The sequence below is a fragment of the Luteibacter rhizovicinus DSM 16549 genome (assembly GCF_001887595.1).
GTDB lineage: Bacteria > Pseudomonadota > Gammaproteobacteria > Xanthomonadales > Rhodanobacteraceae > Luteibacter > Luteibacter rhizovicinus.
This window is the reverse complement of sequence record NZ_CP017480.1, coordinates 3301664-3318445: the sequence shown is the minus strand read 5'-3', so window position 1 is coordinate 3318445 and position 16782 is coordinate 3301664. Positions and strand designations below refer to the sequence as shown.

Below are 16782 nucleotides of genomic sequence, written 5' to 3'. Positions count from 1 at the left end.
CATGGGGCGCACGTTTGGCGCTACGACGGCGTTTCACCATCGTCCAGGACGACGCCGTTCTGATCGTGGAACTGCCAATCGCCGACAGCTTCGCCGTTTTCGTAGATACCCTGCGCGGCGAGTTGCCCGTTCGGGTGGTAGTCGCGCCACTCACCCTGCTCGACCCCGTGGACGAAGGTGCCTTCCGACGAGAGCGTGCCAGTCACGTGGTAGGCCTCGAAGCGGCCGTGGCGAATCCATTCGGTCCCGTCCGCCGACAGGTAGCGCGCATAACGGAAACGCACGCGGCCGCTCTCTGACAGGATCTCCGCGATATTCAGGTCTTCCACGCGCACTCCGTCATTGCAGAACCTTACCGATTCGAAACCCTCGTAAGGGCTGAAACGCACAACCCTGCGATTGGGAATACATGCCGGGAGGATTTTCGGTATCTTGCGGGTCAGTTCGCCTGGAGGGTGCTCACGGATGCTGTTGACGTATGGAACCTGCGCCCTGCTCCGTGGCAGCAGGTGTGACACGTGGTCCTGCACGTACTCCGTCATGGCCTTCATGTTCCTCATGGTCGTGTGGCACCTATTCGGCTTCGGAACGACCGTCGCGGAAGAAGGATGGCCCAAGGCCCTCAGAGACTACTGGCCGATTGTTGTGCTGGTCGGAGGCGCGCTGTTGGTTGTCTTGACGCACGACCTCGGGATCTGGTGACCCCGTAGGCAGACTCACGGATGACTATCCCGCGGAGGACAGATCACCGTCCACACACCAGCAGTCATGGGTAGAGTTGCGGGGCTTTGCGGGCGATCTACTGCACGCCCGCTTGAATATCAGGCAGATGCCAGGTCTTCTCGCTCAGCGCCTTCTCCGGCCCATAGAACCGGAACATCGCCTCGAACTGCCCCTTCGGATCCGTCGGCACCCAGTTCGCTTTACCCTCTTTCGGCGCTTTCGGCCCGAAGACGATATCGACCGAGCCATCCGCATTCTTCTTGAGCCCCGGATTCAACGACGAGCGACTCGCCCATGGCATCTCGCGGATCAAGGTATGTGTATCGCGATTGTAGGCAGTGACCGACCAGTACTGAGAGACCGGTACACCCGCGGGAACGGTCAGGCGATAGGTCTGGTTTCCGTTCAATGCGTGGCCGTCGCGGTCATGGATCGCGATCAGGTAGAACTGGCCTTGACCCAGGTGCTTGGCGCTGAAGAATGCGAAGGAGTACGCGGTTCCACGACTATCCACCGGGTAACTGTCGGGTGCGGCGTAGTTGCTCATGATGCCTTTCATGAACTCGGGTGAGACGGGAAGCGACCAGTGCGTCCCGTCGAAATACGCCGGAACAAACCCCGCCTCATAGCGGGCCTCAAGCCACGCGTGTGCTGTCGCGATACCAGCGCTCAAGGCGGCCTGCGTTGCCTGATCGGGCAAGAAAGCCCGACCCTTCTCGATCCCGATGCTCTTCAACAGGTCGATCATCACCTTGTCGCGCGTGAGCCATGGTTCGCTCTGAATCATGCGATCCAGCGACTGGAAGAAACGCATGTCGTAAGGAATCGATGAGTCAAAGAGTTCATCGTTCACGTCGACAAAGATCGTCGCTGCCGGATGCGCCGCCTGGGACAGCGGATACACCTTGATCCGCTTGGCGTACGCCACGGCCTTGGCGATGTCGGCCTTACTTCCGCTCTTCAACACCGAGCGAAGAAGCGCGTAGTTGCTCGGATTTCCAGAAGGGAGCGGGATATAACCCTCGGGGATCTCGCCTTTGTAGTCAGGCGGCAGTACGAGGTATTTGCCTCCCTTTCCTTTGTCGACACCCGCAGGTCCGACATCCACAAGGGCTGTCTGCCAGCAGTCCATGATGCTGCCGTTGATCACGCCGTGGTCCGCGGGCGGAATCTCGACGACGACGGGGCCGACATCCTTGGTGCTGATGAACGGCATCAGGTAGATCGTGTCGGGGTTAGGCGTCAGCGTCTGGTTCTTCGCATTCGGTGGACGCGACCAGTAGACGATCTGGTTCGCCAGCGCGCCGTGTCGAAGTGCCGCCTGATACATCAGATCGTAGTTGACGACGGGCATGCCCCAGATGACCGCCTCCGCAGCGCGTGCTTCGAGGACACGTCGCGCGGCCTCCGTCACCGCATCGGCCGCCGCCTCGGGGACGGCAAGCGCCGGGCGAGGCAAGCCGAGCGATGCCGCCAGGAACACCGCCAAGAACGTTGCTCTCGATAATGTTCGGGTCATTTCGCGCTCCCTGCCGGACAACGGCAACCGGCACCGAGCCTGTGCCGGTATGGGATGCGCCAACAGCGCAAGCTTACGAGCCGGGACTACGTAGAGTTACGTAGCCCCAACTGTCGCGTCGTCGATCCACCTATAAAAATCAGGCACTTGTCGACATAGCCGAGGTCATTTCGCGAGGACGATGTGCGTGGCTCGTGCAGTCGGAACATGCTCGACGGTCCGATATCCAAGTGCCCGCAGATCCAGCCCACTGAAGAGCGACTCACCTTCGCCAAGGACGACGGGAGCGACAGCGAGGTGGATTTCGTCCACGTGGCCGGCCCGGATATAGTGCCTGACCGTCTCGGCACCGCCGCCGATCTTGATGTCCTTGCCGCCGGCGGCCTCGCGCGCTTTTTGCAGCGCGACCTCGATGCCATCCGTGACGAAGTAAAACGTGGTTCCGCCTTCCATCTCGATGGGAGGCCGCGGGTAGTGCGTCAAGATGAACGTCGGCGCGTGATAAGGCGGATTGTCGCCCCACCAACCCTTCCATTGATCGTCCGGCCATTCACCACGCACGGGACCGAACATGTTGCGACCGAGGATGAAGGCACCGAAGCCAGCCATGGCACGTCTGGCGAACTCATCATCCGGCCCGGTTTCACCACCCTCTTTCCCCTGCATCTGGCGAAACGACTGCGTCGGGAAGAACCACTGGAAAAGCTCCGGGCCTCGTACACCAAGCGGGTTATCCAAACTCTGGTCGATGCCTGCGGCGAAGCCATCCAGCGAGACACCGAAACCGGCAACTTTGACTTTAGTCATGGGTAACTCCAGCGAAATCCAAAGCCGCTTCGCAATGAATCAGCGTCGTGTCGAACACCGGCACGGACACATTGCCCTCGTCGAGTAGCATGCCAACCTCGGTGCAGCCCAGGATCATGGCGTCCGCACCCCGCTCCACAAGCCGCGCAGCGATGGCGACGAACCGAGTCTTACTCTCGGGCGTGGCGACACCGCGGCAAAGCTCCTCGTAGATGATCCGGTGCGCATCGGCACGATCGGCGGCTTCGGGGACGATAGGATCGAGACCTGCTGCCGACAGGCGGTCCAGATAGAAGGACTGCTCCATGGTGAACGCGGTGGCGATGAGCCCCGGCCGACGCAAGCCTTCTCCTCGCACGACCGCCGCCGTGGCATCGGCAATATGCAGCAACGGAAGCGACAGACCCCGCATCATCCTGTCCGCCAGCTTATGCATCGTATTCGTCGCCAGGATCAGAAAATCGGCGCCTCCGCGCTGCAGGGCCATTGCCTCGGCGTTGAGGATGTCGCCAGCCTTATCCCAGTTTCCTTCGGCCTGAAGGGCCTCGATGCCCGCGAAGTCCAGCGAACGAATGAGCAGCTCCGGCGAATGCAGACCGCCGAGACGCTCGCTCGTGAGCCGACACAGTTCACGGTAATAGATTTGCGTGGAGGTGGCGGACATGCCGCCGAGCATCCCGATCGTTTTCAACGGAGCCGTCCTCGCCCTGGCCGCTGGATGGCAAAGCGTAGCAGCGCAAGTACACTTCCGACCATTCCTCCCCAGGCTAATCCGAATGCTGGGACGCAGCATAAGTCGACCGACGCTATATCCGCTTGCCTTGAGTGAAACCCTTTGAACACGCTTCCACACTTTCGCTATCACCCAGACGCCCTCGCCACCGGGAGCATCACTGCATCGGACATTCGTTGCGAGTGCTGCGAACAAATACGCGGATTCATCTACACCGGCCCCGTCTACGCTATCGAGGAGTACCAGAACAGCCTGTGTCCCTGGTGCATCTCGGACGGGACAGCCCATGCCAGGTTTGGCGCCACCTTCGCCGATGAGTCGGGGATTGGAGGGTATGGGGCATGGGATCATGTGCCGAAAGACGTGATCAGCGAGATCGCCCATCGCACGCCCGGGTTCTCCGGGTGGCAGCAGGAACAATGGTGGACGCACTGCAACGATGCCGCAATGTATCTAGGGCGTCAGGGCCACAAAGAACTCAAAGCCATAGGTGATGACGCGATCAGGGCCATAAGAGAAAATACCGGCCTTGAGGGAACCGACTGGGAGCGCTTCTATCGCGATCTGCACAAAGACGGATCACCGACTGCCTACCTCTTTCGCTGTCGGCATTGCGGCACGCTTGGCGGCTATCAGGACTGCGACTAAAGCCACGGACATAATCTGCGCATGAGCGACATGATCGGTGAAGAGAACGAGTTCTACCTCAAGACCTTCCAGGGCCTCGACCTCGCGGAAGGGACGATCGCCGGGAAAACGTTCGAAGAGTGCACGTTCACCCAGTGCAGCTTCAGCGACGCCGAGTTCGACCACTGCAAGTTCATCGAATGCACGTTCCGCTCGTGTGACCTGAGCAATGTGAAGCTCAACGCCAGCAAGTTTCAGTCGGTGGCATTCGACGAGTGCAAGGTCATCGGCGTCGACTGGACGCGCGCGGACTGGCCGCGATACGCGGCACCGGCGAAACTCGCCTTCCGCAAGTCGATCGTCAACTACACATCGTTCTTCGGCCTGAACCTGCAGGAGCTTGTGCTGGAGGAGTGCAAGGCCCGCAACGTTGACTTCCGGCAGGGTGATTTTTCCCGCTCGAACTTCACCTACTCGGACTTTGCCGAAAGTCTGTTCGGCGGCACGAGGCTGCAAGGCGCGGACTTCAGCGAAGCGACCCACTACGTGATGGATATCCGGGAGAACCAGGTCAAGGGTGCGCGCTTCACACGCACTGAGGCCGCCGGGCTTCTGTATGGCCTGGGTATCGAACTGGTCGATTAGCCGCCTGGTGGAAGGCCTTTCGACGCTTGCCTCATCGCGTCGTTCTCGAGATGCACGACCCCGCTCCCCGCCGGGTGGTGGACGAACTCGGCAACGAATGCGCGCCCGATGTCGTCCTGCTCGACCGAGCCAAACCGGCCGGGAATCAAGCGTCCCAGCCACGCTACGTAACCCGGCGTGTGGACATTGCCAGCGATGATGCCAGGACGAAAGATAGCGAGACGCCGAAAACCCACCGCTTCGATGGCCTGCTCCTTCAACCCCATGACGCGCACATAGCGAAACCGACTTTTCGGCGTGCTTCCTACGGCCGATAGCAAAGCGAAGTGAGCAATACCCGCGTCATGACAACCTCGGGCAAATCCGCCCACGACGCCAATCTCGAGGGCCTTCAGCTCTTCCTCGCTCCACTTCATGCTCCCCGACCCCACACCCACGCAGGATGCCGCGTAGACCGGATCGCCCTGCGCCATCATTTCCTCGGCTAGCCGAGTTACGTCGACCTGAAACCGGGCCGCCTTCGTATCAAGCACGACTTGTCGCACGCGAGGGCCTGGAGCGGGGGAAATCGCCCTGCGGTTGACCATCACGATCTCAACGCACGACGGTTCAGCAGCCAGGGCGCGCACGACGGCGGCGCCAACCTGCCCGGTTCCGCCAATGATCAGGACACGAAATGACATGTAAGGGCCCGCCCGGTAGTGGATGCCCCATCCTACGCGGGAATGCGCCAGCCATCAGAACTTGCGAAGGCTGAGGAATGACTGGCCATGCAAACCGTCATGATGGTGCCCTGCTCAACGCGGTACATTGGTCAGCGTGACCCACCCGAAGCCGAGGTGCGATCGTGACGACCGTTGCCCTTCTCATCGACATGCAGGCCGACTTCTTCGGGCACCAGCGGCTGTCCCTGCTCCGGCCGGCCCTCGCAGGTCATACCAATGCCCTCACCGCGATGGCCCGGGACGCCGCCGTCCCCGTCGTCTGGGTGCGACAGGAATTTGCGGCTGACCTCAGCGATGCCTCGCTGGAGGTGCGACGCGGCCAGATCAAGGTGGTCATCGCCGGAACTCCTGGCGCCGATCTCCTTCCCGAACTCGACATCGAGACCACGGATCACTTCATCCTGAAGAAACGCTACAGCGCGTTCTTCGGCACTACCCTCGATGACCTGCTATCGCAGTTAAGCTGCGACCGATTGATCGTTGCCGGCGTCAATACGCACTCGTGCGTGCGAACCACGGTAGTGGACGCCTATCAGAGAGACTACGACATCATTCTGGCGAAGGACTGCATCGACTCGCTGGATCGGGAACACCACGATGTATCGTGGCGATACATGGATGGAAAGCTGGGGCGTGGCATGGCGAACGAACAGATTCGCGAATGGCTTTCGGGCGATAGTGCGCGATAGCGGAACAGCTGGAACCCGTCGGCAGCCGCGTGATTGGATGTACAGACGCAGCACGGGTACCATCGCCCCAGTTAACGCGAGGTACTTAGGATGACCGCCCGCTTTTCCCATCGATTGGCTCTTTGGCGTGCCGGTGCCTTCTTCGGCATTCTGGCCGCCTTTGCCCTGGTAGTTCTTGTTCCCGCCGGGCTGCGAGAAGCAGGTTTCCATATCGCGAAGGCGTGGGGACTTAATGGGCTGGCAGCACCACTATGTTGCCTGGGGGCCGTTCCAGGCGCGTTCGTTGCCGATCGCCTGAGACCCTGAGAATGATGGAAAGCGTCTCGGCAAGTGTTGCCAAGCAGCGCACACGCATCTTGCTTGGGGCCGTAGCCTTCGGCGCCGCCCTCTCGCCTGCATGCGGAACAGCCGGTCCCAAAGCCGACCCCATCTGTGCGCCATTGAAGGCGTTCGTCACCTCAGTCAAACCGCATGATGAGCGCAAGATCGAACTCCAGACTTCCTGGTTCGCCCGGTCCACGAGCGCAGGTCTGGGGCTTATCGGAAAAAGCTGTAACCACGGAAACTATGACCCCGGGAAGGTCGCGTGCGCGTCGTTGATGAAATACAGCTCCACGGAGTTCGCCGGAGTCAACGCCATGCGCATCATCGAGTGCCTGTCCCCGGCCACACGATTCGCGCCCTCCGTGCAGCTGGACCACATCCATGTCGATTTCAGCTACGGATCGAGCCATCGTGGCCAGGACATCACGATGGACCTGCAACCAGGCAATGCACAGAACGACCCAAGGATCCTGACGATCGAAGTCAATGGATATTGACGCACGGCGATCAGCAGTTTCGGCGCCAGCTTATCGCCACATCCCTGCCCTTTATCGTGGATAACTTGGGCCACTCTCAGGAGAGGACCAAGTCGATGAATCACACGTGGCGTCAGGCCGGGCTGATCGCGGCCCTATGTTTCGCGAGCATGGCCGCAAGTGCATCCCCACAGGACTCGCAAGCCTCGGCCACTGCGCCAGCAACGTGGCAGCCCCCTGCTCCACTCACCCAGGTCCCGCTCTGGCCCGAAGGCCAGGTGATCGCACGGCCACCCGTCACCGGACCGGAATCGGTCAAGAACGGGGCCACGATCGAGAACGTCACGCGACCGACCATGACCGTCGTTCCAGCCCGGGGGCCAAGCACCGGCACGACCGTCGTCGTGTTTCCAGGTGGCGGATTCAGGGTCCTCGCCATGGACGGGGAAGGCACCGAGATCTGCGACTGGTTGACCAGCAAGGGCATCACCTGCGTTCTTCTCAAATACCGCGTTCCGAACTCTGGCCCGCAATGGGATGGTTCGTGCGACTGCCGAAGGGAGCCGACGGTCCACATGGCCCTGCAGGACGCCCAGCGAGCCATCCGGCTGATCCGCCAACAAGCATCGAGCCTGCACGTCGATCCCCACAAGGTAGGAGTGATCGGCTTCTCGGCCGGCGGCAACATGGTGGCGGACGTGAGTAACGCCAGTGGCAAGAATTACGCACCGGTCGATGAAGCCGACACACTGAGCGCCCGGCCCGACTTCGCCATGGCCCTCTATCCTGGCCGCCTGTGGGAGGGAAAAGGTGTCGTTCTCAATCCCACGCTACATATAACGGCTAAGACACCACCAACGTTCCTGGTACAAGCCGAAGACGATCCCGTCGACAACGTTCGCAACTCGGTGACGTATTTCCTCGCACTGAAAGAACACGGCGTGCCGGTCGAGATGCATCTCTACGCCACCGGTGGCCACGCCTTCGCCCTGCGCAAGAAAGATATGCCCATCGGCGCATGGCCCCAGCTCGCGGAAAAATGGATGCAGTCCATCGGCATGCTTCCTGCCGGCTAAACGCCTATATTCGGGGTAGCCGTCCAACCGGAGATCGCCATGCATCATTCAAGGCTTTGCGCGGTATTGATCGACTGCAACACCGGGGATGTCGACCAGGCAGCCCGTTTCTGGGCCGACGCGCTGGGGCGTCCGGTCGACCTCGAACATCCAGGGTCCGAGGACAACTACCGCATGCTGACCTCGCCGCCCGAGGAGCCCATCGTGCAAGTGCAGCGTGTCAGCCACGGGAGCCGCGTTCACCTGGATATCGAGACGGACGACATTCCCGCCGAAGTCGCTCGCCTGGAGAAACTCGGCGCCGTCGTCGCCGAAAGGCTGGAGCGGTGGGTGGTGATGCAGGCGCCCACCGGTCAGCGCTTCTGTGTCGTGCGCGCCCAACGCGCCGACTTTCCCGGGAACGCCAATCGCTGGGACTAAGCCTGGTTGAGCAAGCCGCGCCAATAACGATCCAGCGACACCTTAAGCTCCGTGGCAAAGTCCAGGCTGGTAAATGCCAACGCCGCATCGCCCATCATCGCCAGGCAATCGGGTGGGATGTCGAGCGCCTGCCACAGCCCCTGCGTCAGCGCGTAACTGTGGACGAGCACGCGCGCGCCCTCGCCTTCAGTCAGGCCCAGCGCCGCCTCGACCACCGTGCCCGCACCGACCAGCGCCGCGCCGAGCTCCTGCTTATAGGTGCGCAGCCGGTCCTGCTCGATATTTCGCTCCAGCACGCTGTAGCCCAGCGATTCGAGCTTGAGGATGTCGGGCTGCCCAGCGACGTGTGCGACGTAAGCAGCGAGAAACGCCGTGACCTTCTCGTCCACCGACCGCCCGTCCGGCGCGAACGCCTCGCGGATGCGCGTCATCATCGCCACGCGCTCGACGTGAAGGAGATCCATGAAGATCTCCTCCTTGGTCGCGAAGTACAGGTACACCGTACCCTTCGCCAGCCCCGCTTCCGTCGCGATGGCCGCCGCGGAAGGCAACTTTTCCGGATCGCGCAGGAACAGCGTGCGTGCGGCCGCCAGGATCGCGTCACGACGCGCTTCCTTATCCTCGGCCGCCAGGGCGTATCGAACCATGCACGCTCAATCCATCATCAGGTGGTGGCCATTCTATAGGTGATACGCGAGAGCTGCTGTCGCGAGAACAGCCGTGACAGGAAGGCCATCACGCGATTGATGCGGCCCGCTATGACCGCCGATTTGCCTGCCGCCATCGCAGCCAGGCCAATGTCGACCACCGGGCGCGACTTCATCATCATCCGCTTCATCGCCGCGTTGGGAGCCTCGCCCGCGGCATCGAAAAACGATGTCTCGGTGACGCCTGGCGAGAGCACCGTCACCACCACGTTCCGCGATTTGAGCTCGGTATGCAGCGCCTCGCCCAGCGACAGGACGTAGGCCTTGCTGGCGGCGTAGGCGGCGAAATGAGGACAAGGCTGGAAAGCCGCAACACTGGCCACGAGCATCACTTTGCCGCCACCACGCCGGGCCATGTCGTTGGCAAACACATGGGTCAGGTCGGTGAGGCCCAGCACGTTGAGGCGAAGCATCGCGTTGATCCGCTCGATCGGCGCCTCCAGGAATTCCGCCGTGATGCCATGACCGGCGTTATTGATCAGCGTGTCGACGAGGATGCCCTCGCCGTCGAGGCGTAGCTTCAATGCAGCAGCCGCGCCATCGGCTGAGAGATCCAGCGGCACGACACGTGCCTGCACGCCGTAACGCGAGCGCAGATCATCGGCCAATCGCTCCATGGGTTCGGCACGGCGCGCTGCCAGAACGACGTTGCTGCCTTGCTGGGCCAGCGCATGCGCGAAATCCCGCCCCAGCCCACTCGATGCGCCGGTGACCAGCGCCCAACCGTTCGATGCCATGGAACACCTCCGAAATGACCAGTGGTCATAACGTAAATGACCGCTGGTCATTTAGCAAGTGCCCTTACTGGCGCGAGACGGTGGCCAGGTAAGCGCGGCACATGATCGGCAGCTGGGTGCGCAGCATCGCCAGGGCCGCGGGCGATGCATCGTTCTCCAGCCCCGCCCGGACCGTGCCGACGAGCATCGTCCGCAGGGCGAACGTCACCTTGCCGAGGTCGTCGAAGGCAGCGTCAGAGGCGCTCTGGAGGAGGCGCTCGATGCATTGATCGACCCGCCTCACCACATCGGCCACCAGCGCTGCCGTGTCCAGTTCGGCGGCGACCGCGTAGAGGGCGAGCGACGCCGGCATATGGCGCAGCTTGGCATCGAGATAGGCCTGGGTGAGGCCATCGGACATCTCCGCCAGGCGTGCGCCCTCGAAACGAAGGCATGCCTCTTCCACGGCCACGACGACGTGCTCCAGGTACTCGTCCAGCACCGCGTAGAGCAGCGCCTGCTTGTGCGGGAAGTACTGGTACATCGTGCCAACGGACACCCCTGCCCGTTCCGCCACACGCGTCGTCGTGAGCCGGCCGATGCCATCGGACAGCAAAACCTGAAAGGTCGCCTCGTGAATCGCCGCCATCGTGGCCGATGAACGCGCCTGGCGTGGGGTTTTACGGGCCTTGAGCGCTTCCGAGGGAACGACGGGCATATGCGAATGTAAAAACCGAAGGATGATTCATATCTTAGAACAGACCGCCGAGCACAGCGCCATTCCAAACCCAACATCGAAGGAAACGCCATGAATGCAGCAGATCGCCGAATCGCCTTGATCACGGGCGCCAACAAGGGCATTGGCCTGGAAGTCGCACGTCAACTCGGCAAGGCCGGCTACCGGATCCTGCTCGGAGCCCGCGACCACGCACGTGGCGTCGACGCCGCCAAGACCCTGCAAAACGAAGGCATCGACGTGCGCTACGTCGCTGTCGATCTTTCCGACAGCGCGTCACTGAAGGCAACGGCCACCGATATCGAAGCCAACGAAGGCCACATCGATGTGCTCGTCAACAATGCAGGCATCGCCGTCCAAGGCGATGGCCTGCCCGGCGTGACCGACCTCGATGTCGTTCGGCAGACCTTCGAAACGAACTTCTTCGGCACGATCGCCGTCACCCAGGCACTGCTGCCACTGGTGAAGAAGTCCGCCGCCGGGCGCATCGTCAATGTATCCAGCGGCCTGGGTTCGCTTACGTTGAACGCGGATCCGGATTGGGATTACGCAGCGGTGAAGATCACCGGGTACAACAGTTCGAAAGCAGCCTTGAACATGTTCACGGTGCTGCTAGCAGCGGAACTCAAGGATCTGGGCATCAAGGTGAATGCCGTGAACCCGGGTTACACCGCTACCGATCTCAACGGACACAGCGGTCATCAGACCATCGAGGAGGGTGCCGCCGAGACGGTGCGCATCGCCCTGCTCCCGGATAGCCCCACGGGTGGGTTCACCAGCACCGAAGGCGTGGATCCCTGGTAAATACCGAGAGACGGCGACGGACGACGCAAGGAGCGAAAGCGCGAACTCACGACAAACCACATCCGCGCCTTGTCTAAGGCCAATCAAGGTGCGGCCCCTTCCGCCTTTTCGCGCACGAGATCGATGAATGCCCGGAGCCCTGCCGACATGTGCCGGTGCACCGGGTAATAAACATTCAAGCCATCGAAATACGGGCACCAGTCTTCGAGCACAGCCACGAGGCGGCCGTCCGCGAGATAAGGGGCGACGTTCCACTCGCTGGTCCATATCAATCCCATGCCATCCAGGGCTGCCGCGACCATCAGGTGATGACTGTCGAGTCCCAGGGGACCGTCAACATCGATGCGTCGCTCCTGCCCGCGCTTTTCGAATTCCCAGCGGTACCACGTGCCGCTGGGCAAACGACTGCGAATGCAGGTGTGCTCCAGAAGATCCTCAGGGACTTTCGGCTTACGTCGGTTCTCGAAGTACGCAGGCGAGCCGACAACGATGAAGCGCAGGCGCCCTGTGCAGCGCACGCCAACCATGTCCTGTGGCACATCCCCCGCGATGCGTACGCCGGCATCGAAACCTTCGCCGACGATATCGACGAAGCGACCCTCAGTGACGACATCCAGCCGCATCTCGGGATAACGACGTACGTACTCGAACAGCATCGGCTCGAGGATCATCGATGCCGCGCCTTCGGAAGTATTGATGCGCAAGGTCCCGGTCGGGCTGTCGCGGAAAGCGTTGGCGGCTTCCATCGCGGCGGATATCTCGCCAAGGGCGGGCCGGATGCGGGAAACGAACTGCTCGCCTGCTTCGGACAGCGACACGCTGCGCGTCGTACGATTGAACAGGCGCACGCCCATGCGTTGTTCCAGGGCGGCCACGGCATGACTCAATGCCGAGGGCGACATACCCACGGCAACAGCCGCACGGCGAAAGCTCTGGTGCGTCGCCACGGCGAGCACCGCCTGTAATTCGATCAGGCCGGCCTTGTGCATTGTGCGAATTCCCGCATCGATACGTCCCGGATAAGCCTGATTGTTAGTACGGCCGTGCGCAACTAGTTTGTCGTGGGTCATCCATTGGAAACGCTCATGACCCAGACCGTCCTCATTACCGGCGCCTCGACCGGCTTTGGCAAGGCCGCCGCCGTCCACTTCGCCACGAATGGCTGGCAGGTTGTCGCCACTATGCGCGACCCAGCCGCCGGCACCGACCTTGCCGCCCACCCCAATATCCTGGTCACGCGCCTGGATGTGCAGGACCTCGCGAGTATCGACGGCGCCATTGCCGAAGGCATTACCCGCTTCGGCGCGATCGATGCGGTGGTGAACAATGCCGGCTTCGGCCTGTTCGGCATTTTCGAAGGCGCCAGCCGCGAAAAGATCCAGGAACAGTTCGACGTCAATGTATTCGGCGTCATGGATGTCACGCGCGCCATCCTGGCCCATTTCCGCGCGCGTCAACGAGGGACCGTCGTGAACGTGAGCTCCGGTGCAGGTGTCTTCGGCCTGCCGATGATCTCGCTGTATAACGCGAGCAAGTTCGCCCTGGAAGGCTTTTCCGAGTCCTTGTCTTACGAGCTGGCCTCGCAAGGCATCGCCGTAAAGATCGTCGAGCCTGGCGGCGTCCTGGACACGCGGTTCGGCGCACGCTCGTCGGACGAGTTCGGCAGCGCGTCCGTACCGGTGGGCTACGAAGCCTTCGTGGCGGCCACGGGGAAGGTGTTCGAGGGTTTACGCGCCAGCCGCCACGCCACCTCCGAAGATGTCGCCAAGGTGATCTTCGAGGCAACGACCGACGGAACCGATCGCCTGCGCTATGTGGCCACGGACGATATCCGTCCGCTGATTCATTCGCGGCGGGAAACATCGGAAGATGCCTATATGCATTTCATGCGCGAGCAGTTCCGCGCCTAGCCCAATGGCTTCCCCGCCGCGATACGGGGGGAAGCCGTACTCACGTGCCCATGCTACAGGCCCTGGCGCAACACCTCGATGCGCCAGCGCTGGTCGTCGGAGACGGCGGGAGTGCCCGCATATTCCGGCCCCACGACCACGGGTCGCGTTCCCGCCCTACCGACGACGTGATCGATACCCTGTCGCGGCGCGGCGGGGTAATTGGGCAGAGCTGTCACATCCGCGCTGCTCTCCGGCGACGAAGCGAATACCGCGATGGCCTCGCCATCCTTGCGGAGGATCGCATCACCCGTGGTTGGCGCAATACCGAACGCAGCGGTCACGTGGACAAGGTCGTCGGGCGTCGGGCTATCCATGCGCACGAAGACCGGGGATCCCTGGGCAAACAGGCGAGAGAGTATCCTGGCTTCGTTGCGCGCCAGCGGTAGCGACCTGGCATCGACCATGGTCAGCAGGTGCCTCGACGTTTCGGGCGAGAGGCGGTCGGCGTCACCTGGGCGGATCACTGGAACGGCTGACGCCGAAGGCGACGAACGATCGAGTGGCCATTGGACGAATGGATCACCGAACGAGACAACGGCCGTGATGGCTGGCTGTTCGGTCGACGACGCATGTGCCGGAGAGGACATCGCCAGAAGTGCCACCACAGCGAAACGGAGCGGCTTACAGGGGGGAGCGGATATTTTCATGGGATCGGACCTCCTTGTTCGTAGTCCGGTTTCGACGTTAGTGCCGGCTTGGGCACGCTTACTCGCCGAACCCTTCCTATCGCCTACAAGCCATGACGCATTGTCCTTGCCTTCATCCATGCATTTCGCTTACCCAGCGTGCCGAACCCGCATAGTGAAGCGGCAAGACTCCGACGATTAAGGGGGAGCTGCCTTTCGGCAGCTCCCCGCCTGGTCTATAGATTAGGCGCCAGCCCTGCGCGCAGCACGATGACATCCCAACGCTGCTCAGGACTGATGGCACGGTACGTGGACGCCCAGCTTGACGGCACCGAACCTGCGTTCACGCCGTGGGGCGCGGGAATCAGCTCGCCTGCCAACGGGGCCCGCGGATAGCCCGACCAGGGGGAAAGGACCGCGTTATGCGGATTCACCGGTACATCCTCGAAACGGCCGGGCGGCACGTGGAAGCGCACCTTGCCCAACTCGACGTAAAGGCGATGTCGGCCATCGTCATAACCGCTATGCAGCCGGTCGGCTCGCCATTCCCAGCGCTGGCTGTTCGCGAGCGTACATGACGACATACGCAACAAGGCATCCTCGGTATCGGCGGTGAGGCATTGCTTTGTGGCCCGATTGACATAGCGGCTCTCGCTATCCAGGCCCCACATCTGCGACCGGTTCGACGGGTCGCAGGAGGCGACCGAGATCTTGCCTTCGGTCTGCGTTAGGCATCCGCCGTCGCCGGCGGCGGAGCGGATCAACACGGTGATCTCCCGGGTGAGGAAGGGATGCGAAAGGTCGAAAACGTAGCTCTTTCCTGCCTTGATGGTTTTCGTCTCCTCGAAATAACCGCGGCGCGGCTTAACCCATGAGGCGAGGCGCTCATTGCGGTCGTATCCCGCCTCGATCGCCACGGTGACCTTGCCCTCGTAGTCACCCGGCAACTTCCATACCGACCAAGTGTCCAGGGAACCACTGAACATCATTGGCGTCATGTTCTTGCCATTGAATTTTTTTTTCCTGCTGTTCTCGACCAAGGCATCCTTCAGGTGGGGGGCGATAGGTGCTTCCCAAAGCATCCGCTTGCCGCCGTCGACGGTCCGGGCGAACAGCGAATAATCCAGGAACGAGTACCTGATGGTCTCCGTACTTTCCCTGGTGTAACTAAACGAGAGGTTGAAACGTAGCTTTGCCGCCAGAGCTGCGCTGGGCTTGCCGCTAGCCGACACGTGGGCGCCCATCCCTCCTCCGATGGTGTAGCCCCGCCGCCCTACCTTCTCGTAGTCCATCCTCGTTCCCGTCGACCCCATGCTCCCAGGAAGGCTGTGGACCATCTGTGCCTGGGCGCCGTCCGCCACAACTCTGTGGCTCGCGCGATAGACCCAGGGCAAGGTGGCTGTGACCTTGGTCGGGACCCCTCGCCTGCCGCGTTGGTGTGTGACGACGCCCACCCCCTTGGGCGTTATCGTCGACCACGCACGCACGCTGATTTCCTTGTCGTCGCCGTTCTTGCTGGCCGAACGGATCACCTGGATGGTCGCCCGGCCGGTGATCTCGTCAGTACCGGTCTCGATCAGTCCTTCGTGGAACGTGTAGATGGGTTCACCCGCCCCTTTGGCGGCGTCCTGGGTTGACGTGTCGTCGAGGCCAGCGAATTCGGGTGTGTTGTCTTCCCGAAGGCTGCTCACCGAAGCAGCCATCGCCTGCGACCAGCGCGGATTCCAGTGCTGCTCGCCGCTGGCGCTGTCCAGCAGGGCAACCTCGCCGTTCGCCTGACGCACGAACATGGCATCGCCCGTCTCAGGAGACATGCCGAACAGTCCTGCGACATCCGAGCCGTGCGCGTCATCGGCGCAGACAAAGACGGGCACCCCGGCGTTGAACAGCCTCATGAGCACCGCCCGGCTCTCCCCGAGCGACGCGATGTCACGTGCGGCGACGACGGCGACGGCGCCGGCGGAGGGCAATGCGTAGCGTTTCAACTGGTCGGCGGGAAGGGAACCACCAGCAAGGACGGCAGCCTTCGGAAGACCGGCCAGCAGGTCACCCGCATGGTCGATATGCGATGGGTCACCAAAGGTGAGGAGCGCCTTGACGGGTTTTTCAGCGGTACTGGGTGCCGCGATGACAGTGGGAGCCGCGCAGGCGAGTAGGACCGCGCCTAGGGTTATTGCAAGCGCGCGGCGGGAAACGTCGAGAGTTTTCATGAAGGACCTCCTTGTCTAGTCCGGGATCGACGGTAACCCGCTTGACCGTGCCAGCCACGACGCGGCCGTCCTTCCCTGACACGGACCATGCATTGTGGATCGGGGATTTTTTCGCCTGTTCGCTGACGTTCGCAGAGGATCACCATTCGCCTACAGGCCTGCCGGGAATCGGCCTAGGTCGCGACGCGCGGGAGTCCGCCCCTTAAAGCGGCATTCGACTGGGCTCGGAGGGCGCCGCACTCCACGCGACCCACGCCGCCCGACCCA

Annotated in this window: 19 protein-coding genes; 8 read left to right on the top strand and 11 right to left on the bottom strand. The window is 62.1% G+C overall.

Translation table 11 applies throughout. The annotated features are described in order from the left end of the window. Nucleotides 1–20: 20 nt before the first annotated feature. From BJI69_RS22755 to BJI69_RS15210, 4 genes are all read right to left on the bottom strand, one after another. Complete coding sequence (locus BJI69_RS22755; RefSeq protein WP_046967148.1) at nucleotides 21–329, bottom strand: toxin-antitoxin system YwqK family antitoxin; 309 nt, start codon at nucleotides 327–329, stop codon at nucleotides 21–23. A gap of 470 nt (nucleotides 330–799) precedes the next feature. After that, complete coding sequence (locus tag BJI69_RS15220; RefSeq protein ID WP_219811401.1) at nucleotides 800–2263, bottom strand: DUF1254 domain-containing protein; 1464 nt, start codon at nucleotides 2261–2263, stop codon at nucleotides 800–802. A gap of 144 nt (nucleotides 2264–2407) precedes the next feature. Beyond that, complete coding sequence (locus tag BJI69_RS15215) at nucleotides 2408–3049, bottom strand: dihydrofolate reductase family protein (RefSeq protein WP_046967146.1); 642 nt, start codon at nucleotides 3047–3049, stop codon at nucleotides 2408–2410. Then, nucleotides 3042–3725, bottom strand: coding sequence for an aspartate/glutamate racemase family protein (locus BJI69_RS15210; RefSeq protein WP_244465244.1), 684 nt, complete (start codon nucleotides 3723–3725; stop codon nucleotides 3042–3044). Before BJI69_RS15210 ends, BJI69_RS15215 begins: the two co-directional genes overlap by 8 nt. 159 nt (nucleotides 3726–3884) lie before the next feature. Here BJI69_RS15210 and BJI69_RS15205 point away from each other — a divergent pair, with 159 nt between their 5' ends. Continuing rightward, nucleotides 3885–4430, top strand: coding sequence for a CbrC family protein (locus tag BJI69_RS15205; protein ID WP_046967144.1), 546 nt, complete (start codon nucleotides 3885–3887; stop codon nucleotides 4428–4430). Nucleotides 4431–4451: 21 nt separating this feature from the next. Then, nucleotides 4452–5054 carry a pentapeptide repeat-containing protein gene (locus BJI69_RS15200; RefSeq protein ID WP_211258478.1) on the top strand — a complete coding sequence of 201 codons (603 nt, stop codon included), beginning with the start codon at nucleotides 4452–4454 and terminating at the stop codon, nucleotides 5052–5054. Here BJI69_RS15200 and BJI69_RS15195 read toward each other — a convergent pair. Further along, the gene (locus BJI69_RS15195; protein WP_211258477.1) at nucleotides 5051–5683 is read right to left on the bottom strand and encodes a Rossmann-fold NAD(P)-binding domain-containing protein; all 633 of its coding nucleotides are present in this window, start codon (nucleotides 5681–5683) and stop codon (nucleotides 5051–5053) included. The two genes, BJI69_RS15200 and BJI69_RS15195, sit on opposite strands and share 4 nt — an antisense overlap. 218 nt (nucleotides 5684–5901) lie before the next feature. Between BJI69_RS15195 and BJI69_RS15190 the strand changes: the two genes are divergently transcribed. The 4 genes from BJI69_RS15190 to BJI69_RS15175 all read left to right on the top strand — a co-directional run bounded on the left by BJI69_RS15190 (nucleotide 5902) and on the right by BJI69_RS15175 (nucleotide 8764). Continuing rightward, nucleotides 5902–6468, top strand: a complete 567-nt coding sequence (locus BJI69_RS15190; protein WP_046967142.1) for a cysteine hydrolase family protein — start codon at nucleotides 5902–5904, stop codon at nucleotides 6466–6468. Between the two features lie 308 nt (nucleotides 6469–6776). Continuing rightward, the gene (locus BJI69_RS22355) at nucleotides 6777–7289 is read left to right on the top strand and encodes a hypothetical protein (protein WP_046979398.1); all 513 of its coding nucleotides are present in this window, start codon (nucleotides 6777–6779) and stop codon (nucleotides 7287–7289) included. Further along, nucleotides 7286–8344 (top strand): alpha/beta hydrolase, encoded by a 1059-nt coding sequence (locus BJI69_RS15180; RefSeq protein WP_244465240.1) that lies wholly within the window; start codon nucleotides 7286–7288, stop codon nucleotides 8342–8344. Before BJI69_RS22355 ends, BJI69_RS15180 begins: the two co-directional genes overlap by 4 nt. Nucleotides 8345–8383: 39 nt before the next feature. Continuing rightward, entirely contained in the window at nucleotides 8384–8764 is a 381-nt protein-coding gene (locus BJI69_RS15175; RefSeq protein WP_046967140.1) for a VOC family protein, read from the top strand. Here BJI69_RS15175 and BJI69_RS15170 read toward each other — a convergent pair. From BJI69_RS15170 to BJI69_RS15160, 3 genes are all read right to left on the bottom strand, one after another. Continuing rightward, nucleotides 8761–9411 (bottom strand): TetR/AcrR family transcriptional regulator, encoded by a 651-nt coding sequence (locus BJI69_RS15170; protein ID WP_052767107.1) that lies wholly within the window; start codon nucleotides 9409–9411, stop codon nucleotides 8761–8763. The two genes, BJI69_RS15175 and BJI69_RS15170, sit on opposite strands and share 4 nt — an antisense overlap. A 17-nt stretch (nucleotides 9412–9428) precedes the next feature. Further along, complete coding sequence (locus tag BJI69_RS15165; RefSeq protein ID WP_046967139.1) at nucleotides 9429–10208, bottom strand: SDR family NAD(P)-dependent oxidoreductase; 780 nt, start codon at nucleotides 10206–10208, stop codon at nucleotides 9429–9431. A gap of 64 nt (nucleotides 10209–10272) precedes the next feature. Beyond that, a complete protein-coding gene (locus BJI69_RS15160; protein WP_071924994.1) occupies nucleotides 10273–10905 on the bottom strand; it encodes a TetR/AcrR family transcriptional regulator in 633 nt (210 codons plus the stop codon). Between the two features lie 90 nt (nucleotides 10906–10995). Here BJI69_RS15160 and BJI69_RS15155 point away from each other — a divergent pair, with 90 nt between their 5' ends. Then, the gene (locus BJI69_RS15155; protein WP_046967137.1) at nucleotides 10996–11727 is read left to right on the top strand and encodes an SDR family oxidoreductase; all 732 of its coding nucleotides are present in this window, start codon (nucleotides 10996–10998) and stop codon (nucleotides 11725–11727) included. Nucleotides 11728–11810: 83 nt separating this feature from the next. Here the strand turns inward: BJI69_RS15155 and BJI69_RS15150 are convergent, their stop codons facing one another. Next, nucleotides 11811–12716, bottom strand: coding sequence for a LysR family transcriptional regulator (locus BJI69_RS15150; protein ID WP_046967136.1), 906 nt, complete (start codon nucleotides 12714–12716; stop codon nucleotides 11811–11813). 96 nt (nucleotides 12717–12812) lie between these two features. On the opposite strand from BJI69_RS15150, the gene BJI69_RS15145 reads away from it, so the two are divergent. Then, entirely contained in the window at nucleotides 12813–13637 is an 825-nt protein-coding gene (locus BJI69_RS15145) for an SDR family oxidoreductase (protein WP_046967135.1), read from the top strand. A 53-nt stretch (nucleotides 13638–13690) separates the two neighbouring features. Here the strand turns inward: BJI69_RS15145 and BJI69_RS15140 are convergent, their stop codons facing one another. Next, the gene (locus BJI69_RS15140; protein WP_125903074.1) at nucleotides 13691–14266 is read right to left on the bottom strand and encodes a hypothetical protein; all 576 of its coding nucleotides are present in this window, start codon (nucleotides 14264–14266) and stop codon (nucleotides 13691–13693) included. A 275-nt stretch (nucleotides 14267–14541) separates the two neighbouring features. After that, complete coding sequence (locus BJI69_RS15135) at nucleotides 14542–16515, bottom strand: RICIN domain-containing protein (protein WP_046967133.1); 1974 nt, start codon at nucleotides 16513–16515, stop codon at nucleotides 14542–14544. Between the last annotated feature and the right edge of the window lie 267 nt (nucleotides 16516–16782).

Coding starts and splice junctions, on each gene's coding strand:
- BJI69_RS15215 (WP_046967146.1), bottom strand. CDS start 3,049: ATGACTAAAGTCAAAGTTGCCGGTTTCGGTGTCTCGCTGGATGGCTTC.
- BJI69_RS15210 (WP_244465244.1), bottom strand. CDS start 3,725: ATGCTCGGCGGCATGTCCGCCACCTCCACGCAAATCTATTACCGTGAA.
- BJI69_RS15200 (WP_211258478.1), top strand. CDS start 4,452: ATGAGCGACATGATCGGTGAAGAGAACGAGTTCTACCTCAAGACCTTC.
- BJI69_RS22355 (WP_046979398.1), top strand. CDS start 6,777: ATGATGGAAAGCGTCTCGGCAAGTGTTGCCAAGCAGCGCACACGCATC.
- BJI69_RS15175 (WP_046967140.1), top strand. CDS start 8,384: ATGCATCATTCAAGGCTTTGCGCGGTATTGATCGACTGCAACACCGGG.
- BJI69_RS15170 (WP_052767107.1), bottom strand. CDS start 9,411: ATGGTTCGATACGCCCTGGCGGCCGAGGATAAGGAAGCGCGTCGTGAC.
- BJI69_RS15165 (WP_046967139.1), bottom strand. CDS start 10,208: ATGGCATCGAACGGTTGGGCGCTGGTCACCGGCGCATCGAGTGGGCTG.
- BJI69_RS15160 (WP_071924994.1), bottom strand. CDS start 10,905: ATGCCCGTCGTTCCCTCGGAAGCGCTCAAGGCCCGTAAAACCCCACGC.
- BJI69_RS15155 (WP_046967137.1), top strand. CDS start 10,996: ATGAATGCAGCAGATCGCCGAATCGCCTTGATCACGGGCGCCAACAAG.
- BJI69_RS15150 (WP_046967136.1), bottom strand. CDS start 12,716: ATGCACAAGGCCGGCCTGATCGAATTACAGGCGGTGCTCGCCGTGGCG.
- BJI69_RS15145 (WP_046967135.1), top strand. CDS start 12,813: ATGACCCAGACCGTCCTCATTACCGGCGCCTCGACCGGCTTTGGCAAG.
- BJI69_RS15140 (WP_125903074.1), bottom strand. CDS start 14,266: ATGTCCTCTCCGGCACATGCGTCGTCGACCGAACAGCCAGCCATCACG.
- BJI69_RS15135 (WP_046967133.1), bottom strand. CDS start 16,515: ATGAAAACTCTCGACGTTTCCCGCCGCGCGCTTGCAATAACCCTAGGC.